8 protein-coding genes are annotated in these 11,765 nt (G+C 71.6%); 2 read left to right on the top strand and 6 right to left on the bottom strand.

Going from position 1 to position 11,765, the window contains the following annotated elements; all coding sequences use genetic code 11:
* Positions 1 to 3 precede the first annotated feature (3 nt).
* The 3 genes from E1165_RS24780 to E1165_RS24770 form a co-directional block, all read right to left on the bottom strand.
* Complete coding sequence (locus E1165_RS24780) at positions 4 to 1,860, bottom strand: hypothetical protein (protein ID WP_132394144.1); 1,857 nt, start codon at positions 1,858 to 1,860, stop codon at positions 4 to 6.
* A 322-nt stretch (positions 1,861 to 2,182) separates the two neighbouring features.
* Positions 2,183 to 3,868, bottom strand: a complete 1,686-nt coding sequence (locus E1165_RS24775) for a hypothetical protein (protein WP_132394143.1) — start codon at positions 3,866 to 3,868, stop codon at positions 2,183 to 2,185.
* A gap of 285 nt (positions 3,869 to 4,153) precedes the next feature.
* Positions 4,154 to 5,635, bottom strand: a complete 1,482-nt coding sequence (locus E1165_RS24770) for an aminopeptidase P family protein (protein WP_132394142.1) — start codon at positions 5,633 to 5,635, stop codon at positions 4,154 to 4,156.
* Positions 5,636 to 5,874: 239 nt separating this feature from the next.
* Here E1165_RS24770 and asnB point away from each other — a divergent pair, with 239 nt between their 5' ends.
* Complete coding sequence (asnB, locus tag E1165_RS24765) at positions 5,875 to 7,836, top strand: asparagine synthase (glutamine-hydrolyzing) (protein WP_132394141.1); 1,962 nt, start codon at positions 5,875 to 5,877, stop codon at positions 7,834 to 7,836.
* Positions 7,837 to 7,884: 48 nt separating this feature from the next.
* Here asnB and E1165_RS24760 read toward each other — a convergent pair whose 3' ends face one another.
* On the bottom strand, positions 7,885 to 8,997 hold the full coding sequence (locus tag E1165_RS24760; protein ID WP_132394140.1) for a lytic polysaccharide monooxygenase: 1,113 nt from the start codon (positions 8,995 to 8,997) through the stop codon (positions 7,885 to 7,887).
* 340 nt (positions 8,998 to 9,337) lie between these two features.
* Here E1165_RS24760 and E1165_RS24755 point away from each other — a divergent pair, with 340 nt between their 5' ends.
* A complete protein-coding gene (locus E1165_RS24755) occupies positions 9,338 to 10,273 on the top strand; it encodes a carbohydrate kinase (protein WP_132394139.1) in 936 nt (311 codons plus the stop codon).
* A gap of 93 nt (positions 10,274 to 10,366) precedes the next feature.
* Here E1165_RS24755 and E1165_RS24750 read toward each other — a convergent pair whose 3' ends face one another.
* Positions 10,367 to 11,197, bottom strand: a complete 831-nt coding sequence (locus E1165_RS24750) for an MBL fold metallo-hydrolase (protein WP_132394138.1) — start codon at positions 11,195 to 11,197, stop codon at positions 10,367 to 10,369.
* The gene (locus E1165_RS24745; protein ID WP_132394137.1) at positions 11,194 to 11,598 is read right to left on the bottom strand and encodes a thioesterase family protein; all 405 of its coding nucleotides are present in this window, start codon (positions 11,596 to 11,598) and stop codon (positions 11,194 to 11,196) included. The genes E1165_RS24750 and E1165_RS24745 overlap by 4 nt, the downstream gene beginning before the upstream one ends.
* Positions 11,599 to 11,765 lie beyond the last annotated feature (167 nt).

The raw sequence follows: 11,765 nt of genomic DNA, 5'->3' as shown, positions 1-11,765 counted from the left end.
CGGTCAGTTGAAGCAGTCTTTGACGGTGCCGGCGCAGTTGGTGGGGTCGTTGTCGGTGATGGTGGTTTTGTGGTCGAGTCGGACTTTGCCGTTGTTGTTGAGGATGCCGCCGGCGACGCGGTGGGTTTTGCTGGTGTCGGTGGCGGTGTTCTTGGTGATGCGGGTGGTGGTGATGCGGGTGGTGGCGTTGTTGTTGAAGATGCCGCCGCCGTTGAGGGCGGTGTTGCCCTTGATGTCGGTGTCGCGCAGGGTGAGGGTGGCGTTGTCGCCGGGGCCTTCTGGTTTGTTCTGGAAGCCGGTTTCGACGGTGGGTTGGTGGGTGTCGCCGTTGAAGATGCCGCCGCCGAATCGGCCGGCGGTGTTGCCGGTGATGGTGGTGTGGGTGGCGGTGGTGGTGGCTTGTGGTTGGTGGTCGTGGTCGCGGTTGGCGGTGGGGGTGTGGTGGTTGCCGCCGGTGTTGACGATGCCGCCGCCGTGGTGGCTGGCGTGGTTCTTGGCGATGGTGACGTGGTCGAGGTGCAGGTCGGTGTCGACGGCGTGGATCCCACCACCACTGTGGCAGGCGTCGTTGCCCCTCACCACGCTGCGGACCAGCGTGAGAACACCGTCGGTGCTGGACACACCGCCGCCGCTGTGGTCGGCGGTGTTGCTCTCGATGGTGCTCTTGTAGATCTCGACCGAGCCGGCCTCGTCGTACTCGTCAATGAGTGTCTGCGGGTACAGGTGGCCCTCCTCGCCGTCGTTGGCGAGGGCCCCGCCGTCGCCGCCGGCGGTGTTGTGGGCGAGGTGGGATCCGGTGACGTGCAGGACGCCGGCGGTGAAGACGGCGCCGCCGTCCTTGCGGGCGTGGTTGTTCTCCAGCTTGCTGTCGTGGATGTCGACACGGCCGTAGTTCGCGATCGCGCCGCCGTTGCCCTCGGCGTTGTTGCCGGTCAGGGTGGTCTTGACCAGATGCGCAGCCCCGCCCCGCTCCACCAGCAGCGCACCACCGTCGGAGGTGGCGTCGTCGAGTTGCCGGCCGGAATCCTGCGGGCCACCCGCGGCCTGCGGACCCTTCGCGGTCTGGGTGGCGCCGGCGGCCTGCGGGCTCCCCGTGGCCCGGGCGGCATCCGGAGCCTGCGCGCCCTGCCCGGCGAACAGCTGCGGGAGGCCCGGCAGCTGCGGCACGCCCGGTAGCTGGGGGACAACCGGAACCTGGGGAGGCTGCCCGACCGGGGGCTGCCCGGTCGGAGGCTTGGGGCCGCTGCCCGGGGGCTGCGGCGTGCCGGGGGTCTGGGGGCTTCGGGGTGCGGCGCCGTACTTGAAGGAGGCGGCGTTGCCACCCTTGAGGGTGACGTCCTTGAGAGTCAGGTCCCCACCGTCGGCCACCGTGAACAGGCGGTAGTTGGCCTCGGAGTCCCGCTTGATCGTGGAGTCCTGCCCCTTGATGGTGATCTCCTGGCGGATGGTCGGCAGGGCCGAGCCGGTCTCCCGGTCGTAGCGGTCCAGTTCGTAGGTGCAGTGGGGGGCCAGCTTCAACGTGCCGCCGTGGTCCCGGTTGGCCAGGTCGATCGCCTCGATCAGCTTGTCCTCGTCGCAGGGCACCTCCCGGACCTTCCCGTGGTCCCTGTCCCGCTTGTCACGGTTTCGCTCGTCACGGTTTCGCTCGCCCTGGTCGTCCCTGAGCTGCTGAGCCGTCGACCACTTGACGTCGGCCAGCCGGTGCGGCCCGCTGGACCCGGTGGTCGCGTAGCCCACCCCGGCGAGGCTGACCGCCCCCGTCAGGCCGGCGACACCCGTGGCGAGCCAGCGCCGGCGACGACGGAGTGCGGCGGTCGTCTCAGGAGCGGCATCGTCGTTGTTGCGAAGGTAGTTGGACATCGGAGCTCTCTGCCCTCTCTGTACCAGACAAGGCGGCTTCGCCGCAGCGAGGCGGCCTCGGCTACAAATCGGTTGTAGCTGCTGAACAACACCGTATGGGAGTTTTGTTCATCTCGTGGGCGTACGTGAAAAAAGCCCGCATTAGGGATGCGGGCATCGGGTGGGTACAGAGGCGCAGCGGCGGGCCGTCCGGGGCGTCGACGCCGTGCGGAGGCGCAAAGGGGCCGCGCCGGCTCAGTTGCCGCAGACGGGCATGAGCCGGCGCGGGCCGGCGGGGGAGCCCTCCCGGCGGAAAGGCTCCCCCTGTTACCTGCCGGCGCGGTCAGTTGAAGCAGTCTTTGACGGTGCCGGCGCAGTTGGTGGGGTCGTTGTCGGTGATGGTGGTTTTGTGGTCGAGTCGGACTTTGCCGTTGTTGTTGAGGATGCCGCCGGCGACGCGGTGGGTTTTGCTGGTGTCGGTGGCGGTGTTCTTGGTGATGCGGGTGGTGGTGATGCGGGTGGTGGCGTTGTTGTTGAAGATGCCGCCGCCGTTGAGGGCGGTGTTGCCCTTGATGTCGGTGTCGCGCAGGGTGAGGGTGGCGTTGTCGCCGGGGCCTTCTGGTTTGTTCTGGAAGCCGGTTTCGACGGTGGGTTGGTGGGTGTCGCCGTTGAAGATGCCGCCGCCGAATCGGCCGGCGGTGTTGCCGGTGATGGTGGTGTGGGTGGCGGTGGTGGTGGCTTGTGGTTGGTGGTCGTGGTCGCGGTTGGCGGTGGGGGTGTGGTGGTTGCCGCCGGTGTTGACGATGCCGCCGCCGTGGTGGCTGGCGTGGTTCTTGGCGATGGTGACGTGGTCGAGGTGCAGGTCGGTGTCGACGGCGTGGATCCCACCACCACTGTGGCAGGCGTCGTTGCCCCTCACCACGCTGCGGACCAGCGTGAGAACACCGTCGGTGCTGGACACACCGCCGCCACCGTGGTCGGCGGTGTTGCTCTCGATGGTGCTCTTGTAGATCTCGACCGTGCCGGCCTCGTCGTACTCGTCAATGAGTGTCTGCGGGTACAGGTGGCCCTCCTCGCCGTCGTTGGCGAGGGCCCCGCCGTCGCCGCCCGCGGCATTGTGGGCGAGATGGGATCCGGTGACGTGCAGGACGCCGGCGGTGAAGACGGCGCCGCCGTCCTTGCGGGCGTGGTTGTTCTCCAGCTTGCTGTCGTGGATGTCGACACGGCCGTAGTTCGCGATCGCGCCGCCGTTGCCCTCGGCGTTGTTGCCGGTCAGGGTGGTCTTGACCAGATGCGCCGCACCACCGGGCTCCACCAGCAGCGCACCGCCGTCGGGGCCCTGCGCCCCGTCCGAGGTGCGCGATCCCCGCTGCCCGCCGACGGCCTGCTGGTCGGCAGCCTTCCCGTCGCCGGGCCGGCTGCCGTGCGCGAACGCCGCGGCGTTGCCGCCCCTGAGGGTGACGTCCTTCAGGGTCAGATCCCCGCCGTCGACCACGGTGAACAGCCGGAAGGCGTCCTCGGAGTCCCGCTTGATCGTGGCGCCCTGCCCCTTGATGGTGACCTCGTGCCGGATCGCCGGCAGGCCCGAGCCGGACTTCTTGTCGTGGCCGCCCAGCTCGTAGGTGCAGTGCGGCGCCAGCCGCAGGGTGCCGCCACGGTCCCGGTTAACCAGGTCGACCGCCTCGACGAGCTTCTCCTCGTCACACGGCACGTCGCGGACCTTCCCCTGTCTCTCGCCGCCCCGGTGGTCGCGGTCCCGACCACCCCGGTCGTCGCCGGACCCGGTCTGCGGCGAGCCCTTGTCGGCCTTGCCGGTGTCGCTCACCTGCTGCGGCGTCGCCAGTTGCTTCTCCGCCACGCGCCGCGCGTCCCCGGACTTGTCGTCGCGAGCGGCGAGGCCGCCGAGCGCCGCCAGGCTGACGACGCCGGTGAGGCCGGCCACGCCGGTGGCGACCCAGAGTGCCCGTCGTCGGCTCGTCGGCGGGGTCATCCCCGCCTCGCCGTCGGGAGTCGTTACGTCGTTGGACATCAGAGCCTTCCGCCCTTTCGTGCTCACAAGGGGCCAGAACCGCGCAAGCAGCCTGGCCAGCTACAAATCGGTTGCAGCCTCTGAAGCACACCGTATGAGAAGTAATCTCACGACAAGGACGTATCAGAAGAAAGTCCGTAATCCGCTCACGTTTGGCCGCGTGCTCGACGCCTCGGATCACCCGAACGGGCGCGACCGGCGGTGACGACGACGGGCCCCGCCGCCGGCGCGGGACGGAGAACGTCCGGCGTCGGCGGCGGGGCCCGCCTCTGGTCGTACCCGGGCTCAGCCCGGCAGCCGTGGACCCGCCTCGCGCTGCTCGGCCAGCCACGTCTCCACCTCGTCGGAGCGACGCGGCAGCCCGGCCGAGAGATTCACCGCGCCGGTCGCGGTGACCAGGACGTCGTCCTCGATCCGGACGCCGATGCCCCGCAGTTCCTCGGGCACCAGCTCGTCCTCCGGCTGGAAGTAGAGCCCCGGCTCGACGGTGAGCACGTAACCCTCGCCGAGCGTGCCGTCGCGGTACTTCTCCTTGCGGGCGTTGGCGCAGTCGTGCACGTCGATGCCGAGCATGTGACTGGTGCCGTGCAGCGTCCACCGGCGGTAGACCGTCGAGGTCGGGTCCATCGCCTCGTCCACGCTCACCGGCAGCAGGCCGAGGTCCTTCAGCGCCTCGGCGAGCACCCGCATCGCGGTCAGGTGGACGTCCCGGAAGGCCACCCCGGGCTTGATCACGTCGATGCCGGCCTGCTGGGCGGCGTACACGGCGTCGTAGACCTGCCGCTGCAACGGGGTGAACCGGCCGTCGACCGGCAGCACCCGGGTCACGTCGGCGGTGTAGAGGTTGCGGTTCTCCACACCCATGTCCATCAGCAGCAGCTCGCCTGGGCGGGTGGCGCCGTTGTTGTGCACCCAGTGCAGGATCGTGGCGTGCTCGCCCGCCCCGACGATCGAGCCGTACCCGACGTCGTTGCCGTCGTGCCGGGCACGCAGCGCGAATATCCCCTCCAGCAACCGCTCGGAGACCCCCCGGTCGGCCGGCAGCACGCGGGCCACGTCCTCGAACCCGCGTACGGTCGCGTCCACGGCCTCCTGGAGCTGGGCGATCTCCCACTCGTCCTTGACCAGCTTGAGTTCCGAGATGGCGATGGCCAGCTCCCGGTCGCGGGCCGGCTGGCCCTCGACGCGGGGCCCGTCCCAGGGGCGCACGGCCGCGTCCACACGGGCGTCGAAACCGCGCAGCACCCGGGTACGCCCCGGCGCGAGCCCGGCCAGGGCCGCGTCGAGCCCGGTCAGGTCCTCGGTCGGCAGACCCAGTTCGGTCGACTTCTCCGTCAGGGTGTGCCGCCGGCCGACCCACAGCTCACCGTGCCGGCTGCGGAAGAACTCGTCGGTCTCCCGGGACGAGCGGGGGCGCATGTAGAGCGTGGCGTCGTGCCCAGAACCGTTGGGCCGCAGCAACAGCACGCCGTCCGGGTCCAGATCGCCGGTCAGGTACGCGAAGTCGCTGCCCGGCCGGAACCGGTGCTCGGTGTCGTTGGCGCGGACCTTCTCGCTGCCGGTGGGGATGACCAGGGTCTCGCCCGGGAAGGCGGCGGAGAGGGCGGCCCGGCGCTTGGCGTAGTTCGGCACCTCGGGACGTGGACCGACCGGCAGGGTGGTGTCGCGCCAGCCCTGGCGCATGAAGGCAAGGAAGGCCTCCGGGAAGTCCGGGTCGTGCGATTCGGTGCCGTCCGCCGGTTTGCCGCTGGTCCGGTCCTCGGCCATGTTCGCTCCCTCCGTGTCGTCGCTGGTCCGACCGTACCGCCTCGCCGGCCCCGGTTGGGAACGGCGGTGTCGGCCCACCGGACGCGGCCCGGAGCGGGGTGGCGAGGCCCCCGCCTCCGCCGGCCGGCCGGGGTGTCGTCGCTGGTCCGGGTGCTGCGCCGGCGGCAGCGGGTAGATCGTGCGGGAGAGAGCCAGCGGTGCCGCGACGGCCGCTTCGCCCGCGTGGAAAGATGACCACCATGTGCGGACTCCTGGCCTTCTTCAGTGCGCGCGGCGACGCCGCCGCTCACCGCGACAACATCGCCGGGGCGTTGGAATGCCTGCACCACCGCGGCCCGGACGAGACCGGGGTCGAGGTGGTCGGGGACGCCACCGGCCGGTACGCGGACGGGGTGTTCGCGCACAAGCGGCTGGCGATCATCGATGTCGCGTCCAGCCACGAGCCGCTGCCCTACGCCGGCGGCCGCTACCTGCTCACCTTCAACGGTGAGATCTACAACTACATCGAGCTCCGCGAGGAGTTGGTGCGCATCTTCGGCGCCCAGTTCGCCACCGCCGGCGACGGCGAGGTGATCGTCGCCGGGTACCACTACTGGGGCGAGCAGGTGCTCACCCGGCTGCGCGGCATGTTCGCCTTCGTCATCTGGGACCGGCAGGAGCGGCGGGCCTTCGGTGCCCGCGACTACTTCGGCATCAAGCCGCTGCACTACCTGGAGACCGCCGACGGCCTCTACCTCGCCTCGGAGAAGAAGGCGCTGCTGCCGTTCGCCCACTCCGCGTACCAGGGCGACGCAGGCATCGACACGGCGAGCCTGAGCCACTATCTGACCCTCCAGTACGTCCCGGAGCCGGGCACACTCCACAAGGGGATCAGCCGGATCGGGTCGGGGGAGTACCTCACCTGGACCCCGGGCGGCCGGATCGACGTGCGCCGGTGGTACCGGCCGGTCTTCCGTCCGGCGCCGGTCGACGACGAGCAGCGGCTCTACCACGACATCCGGGAGACGCTGCGGGAGAGCGTCCGGATGCACATGCGTTCGGACGTGCCGGTCGGCTCGTTCCTGTCCAGCGGCATCGACTCCACCGCGGTGGTGGCTCTCGCGCGGGAGTTCAACCCGAACATCCTGACCTTCACCGTCGGGTACGACGTGCCCGGCTACTCCGAGATCGACGTGGCCCAGGACTCGGCCCGGCACCTGGACGTGACCACCATCCCGACCAAGATCGGGCCGCAGGACATGATCGACGCGCTGCCGAAGATCGTCTGGCACCTGGACGACCCGGTGGCCGACCCGGCGCTGGTGCCGCTCTACTTCGTGGCCAAGAAGGCCGCCGAGCACGTCACGGTGGTCCTCTCCGGCGAGGGCGCGGACGAGTTCTTCGGCGGGTACACCATCTACCGGGAGCCGCTCTCCCTCGGCGCGGTCAACGGCCTGCCCGGCGGCGTGCAGAAGGGCCTGCGGGCGGTCTCCAAGGCGATCCCGCAGGGCGTCAAGGGCAAGAGTTTCCTGGAGCGCGGCACCACCCCGATCGAGCAGCGCTACTACGGCAACGCGCGGATGTTCACCGAGGAGGAGAAGCAGCACCTGCTGCGCCGCTACGACCCCTCGGTCCGATACACCGACGTCACCGCGCCGATCTACGCCGAGTGCACCGAGCTGGACGACGTCACCAAGATGCAGTACGTCGACCTGTACACCTGGCTGCGCGGCGACATCCTGGTCAAGGCCGACCGGATCTCGATGGCGCACTCGCTGGAGGTGCGGGTGCCCTTCCTCGACCGGGAGGTCTTCAACGTCGCGGCCGGCATCCCGGTCGACCTGAAGCTGCCGCCGCGCTCGGACGCCACCAAGTACGCCATGCGCCAGGCGTTGCAGGGGGTGGTCCCGCCGGCCATCGTCAACCGTAAGAAGTTGGGCTTCCCGACCCCCACCCGGGTCTGGCTGCGCGGCGAGATGTACGAGTGGGCCCGGCACGTGCTGGCCACCTCGGGCGCCGGCGACCTGATCGACCTGTCGTACGCCATGCGGCTGCTGGACGAGCACAAGCGGGAGGAGGCGGACCACTCCCGCAAGGTGTGGACGGTGCTGATCTTCTGCATCTGGCATGCCATCTTCGTGGCCAAGACCCTCGACCCCGGCATCCAGCGCAACCAGTCGGCCCTGCTCACCAAGCCCGTCGTGGGCAGTATGGTCCGCTGACGGCCTCCCGGGCCGGGCGGCGGGGGCACCGCCGCCCGGCGCGGTGGGTCAGTGGCCGGTGCAGGTGACGGTGGGCAGGGTGTTGGTGCCGTTCGTGCTGGCGAGGAAGCCGAACGTGGTGGTGCCCTCCGGTGCGACGGTGCCGTTGTACGCGGCGTTGGTGACCGTCACCGCCGCCCCGTTCGTGGTCGCCGTGCCGCCCCAGACCTGCGAGATCCGCTGGCCACTGGGCCAGGTCCAGGACGCCGTCCAGCCGCCGTACGTCCGCTTGCTGTGGTTCATGATCATGACTTCGCCCTGGAACCCGCCGCTCCAGGAGCTGACCACCTTGTAGACGGCCATGCAGTTGTCGCCGGGCGGCGGCGTGGTCGGTCCCGGCGGCGGGGTGGTCGGTCCCGGCGGGGGCGTGGTCGGTCCCGGCGGGGGCGTGGTCGGTCCCGGCGGGGTCGAGCCGCCACCGATGCCGGTCACCTCGCCGTTGCCCCCGTCGAAGGTGACGTCCGAGCAGCCGAAGAAGTTCTCCTGGCTGTCGGAACGGACCCAGCGGGAGTAGATGATGTGCCGGCCGGACTTGTTCGTCGGCAGGTTGCCGCTGAAGTAGTAGTGCCCCTCGTTGGTGCCCACCGCGCCGCGCTGCGGCGGGTTGGTCACCGTGAGGAACGGCTGCTCCTCCAGGTCGCCCCAGGCGAGCGGCCGGTTCGGGCTCCAGCTGTCCTTCGTCACGTAGAAGTAGAAGGTGCCCGGGTGGTGGGCCCAGTTGCTGTACTTGAACTCCATCCGGGCGCCGGCCGTGAGATGGGTCAGCGGCCAGTCGGTGCGGGCCAGGTCGTAGCCGGCGAAGCCGGGGTTGCCGCCACTGCACAGCTTGCCGTCGGGGATGTAGCCGACGGTGCGCCCGCCGGCGTCCGAACGCAGCACGCTGAACCAGTTGTAGAGGGAGTTGGCACCGCTCTGGGCCACGGCCGCCGAACAGGCCGGGTTGGTCGGTCTGATCTCCCCGGTGCCGGTCAGACCGTCCTTCCAGCAGAGGAAGGTGCGGCTGCCCGGGGTCATCGCCGCGCCGTGCGCGGCGGCCGGCTCGGCCTGGCTGACCAGGGCGACGGTGCCCAGAGCGACGGTGGCCACCGCGGTGAGCAGGGCGGCGGTACGGGAACGGATCACGAGCTTCTCCTGATCCGCGGGGCAGGCGCGGTCGCCGGCCCCGCTGTGCGGGGGGGGGGGATGCGTCGATCGCGGCGTCGTGACCGTCGGGCCCGGTCGGAAGGGCCCGGGTCGCGCGCCGCCCACGGTCCGCGTCCCGCGGACCGGTGCCCCTCGCGTCGCTCCAGCTCGTCCCGGTGGTGCGGCAGCCCCCGCACCGATCCGGTACGCGTAATCCCAGCACGCCCGGACGAAGCATGCAATAGGAAATCCTCGATATGTGCAGACGGTGGCTTCGCGTCCCGCTCCGGCGGGCACTGTGCCAGCCTGGTACCGGACCGACGGGACGCTGGGAGGCGATGTGGGGTACGCGGTGGTGCTGGGTGAGGCGTTGGTGGACCTGCTCGACGCCGAGTGCGAGGGTCGACCCGTCTTCCGGCAGGAGATCGGCGGCGGCCCGCTCAACGTCGCCGTCGGGGTGTCCCGGCTGGGCGGCGACGCGCAGTTCGTCGGTTCCCTCGGCGACGACGTGCTCGCCGGTCGGATCCGGGCCTTCCTCGACGCCGCCGGAGTGGGGCTGGCCGGGGCCGTCACCGTGCCGGCGCCGACCGCGCTCGCGGTGACCACCCACGCCGGGGCCGAGCCGGACTTCCGTTTCTACGGTGACCCGCCGTCGTACGGCCTGCTCACCGCCGGCGACCTGGACGTCGCGCTGGTGGAGGGTGCCGACGTGCTCTACTGCGGGTCGATCGTCCTGCTCTGCCCGCCGGTGCTGGCCGCCGCCCGTCGCGCCTGGTCGCTCGCCACCGGCCTGCGGGTGTTCGACCCGAACGTCCGCCCCCGGCTGGTCGACGGGCCGGCCGCCCTGGACGGGTTGCGCGAGGTGGTGACCGAGTTCGCCGCCGGGGCGCACCTGGTCAAGCTGAGCGCGGCCGACGCGGGGCTGCTCTATCCGCGCGAGCCGGTCGAGGGGGTCGCCGCGTACCTGCGCGAGTTGGGAACCGGCACCGTCGTGGTCACCCTGGGTGCCGACGGCGCGGTGGTCGCCCCCGCCGGAGGCGATCCGGTACGCGTGCCCGCGCCGAAGGTGCGTGCGGTGGACGCCACCGGCGCAGGTGACTCGGTGATGGCGGCGCTCGTCGCCGACCTGCTCGTCGACGGCGAGCCGGCCGTTCCGGCCGACTGGCACCAGCGGGTGGCGTTCGCGCTGCGGGTGGGCGCGGTGGTCTGCGAGTCCCCCGGCGGGGCGGTGTCGATGCCCACCCGGGCCGAGGTGCTGCGCCGCTTCGCTGCCTGACCACGCCGCCCCTGATCCGCGGCCGCCGGGCGGGCGAGGACAGCGGGGACCCCGCAGGTGGCGTCCGCGACGACACCCGGGGCGGCGGGTGGGTCAGGCGGCACCGTCGAGTTCGGCGAAACCTCGGCGGGCGGCGAGCAGGCCGGGGCGGGCGCCGAAGGGCGCCTCGGCGGCGACCCGCTCGGGCGGAGCCCCGCCGGTGTGCGCGGCACGGATCAGCCAGGCCAGGTCGACCAGTTGCTGGTGCTGGGCCCGGACGAAGGCGACGTCGACCACCTCGCCGTGCCCGGGCACGACGACCGTCGCGGGCGTGGTGAGCCGCAGCAGTTCGGCGACCGCCTCCGGCCACTGCAGCGGGTACGAGTCCTCGAACGCGGGTGGGCCGCCCTGCTCGACCAGGTCCCCGGCGACCAGCACGTCGGCGTCGGGCACGTGCACCACCAGGTCGGCGTCGGTGTGCCCGCGCCCCGGATGGCGCAGCACCACCCGCCGGCCGCCGACGTCGAGAACCGCCTCGGCGCGCACCGGATGCGTCGGGGCCAACAGTTCGGTGCCGGCCACCTCCTCGGCGAACCCGGGCCGCTCCCCGCGCAGTTCCGCGTACGCCTCGCGGCGCAGCCGCTCCGGCGCCTCGCGCAGCGCGGCGGCCGCCAGTTCGTGGGCGTACACCGGGCGGGGCGGGTCGCCGGCGAGGATAGCGTTGCCGAAGCAGTGGTCGAAGTGGTGGTGGGTGTTGACCACCGTCCACGGATGGCCGGTGACCGCCCGCGCCGCCGCGGCCAGTTCGGCGGCCTGCCGGGCGGTGGAGAGGGTGTCCACCAGCAGCGCCTCGCCGTCACCGACGACCAGGGTGACGTTGACGTCGAGCACCGGCTCCCGCAGCACGTGGACCCGGTCGGCGACCTCGGTGAACCGGAGGGTCACGGAACCCGCACCGCGCGCTCGACGAAACGTTGCCGGTCGACCAGCACCCGCTCCACCCGGCCGTGCGCCACCGTCTCGTCGCCGTCGGTGACCGTCACCTCGAAGACCAGCCGCCGGCCGTCGACCTCACCCAGCCGGGCCTGTGCCACCACCGTCCGCCCGACCGGCGTCGCCGCCCGGTGCTCCAGCTCGACCCGGCTCCCCACCGTGGTCCGCCCCGGCGGCATCCGGGTGGCGGTGGCCGCGACGGTGGCCGCCTCGGCGAGGGCCAGCACCCGGGGTGTGCCGAGCACCGGCACGTCACCGGACCCCACCGCCTGGGCGGTGTCGGCGTCGGTGACGGTCAGCTCCACCCGGGCGGTCAGCCCCGGCGAGAAGGGCGGATCCGGCTGCTCCTGCATGGGGCGAGCCTAGTCGAGCGGGCCGGATCCGGAGCGGTGCCCGGCGATCTTCCCGCCCGTTTCGCACCCGGATCCGGTCCGCCGGGCCGGTCCGCGTCCGTCGATGCGTCGGCCGCCGTTAACCTTGACCGCGATGGCCGTCGTGACTGACCCCCAGCCCCCCGCCC

Source organism: Micromonospora sp. KC723, from assembly GCF_004348595.1.
Classification (GTDB): Bacteria; Actinomycetota; Actinomycetes; order Mycobacteriales; family Micromonosporaceae; genus Micromonospora.
This window is presented reverse-complemented; position numbering and strand designations above follow the sequence as displayed.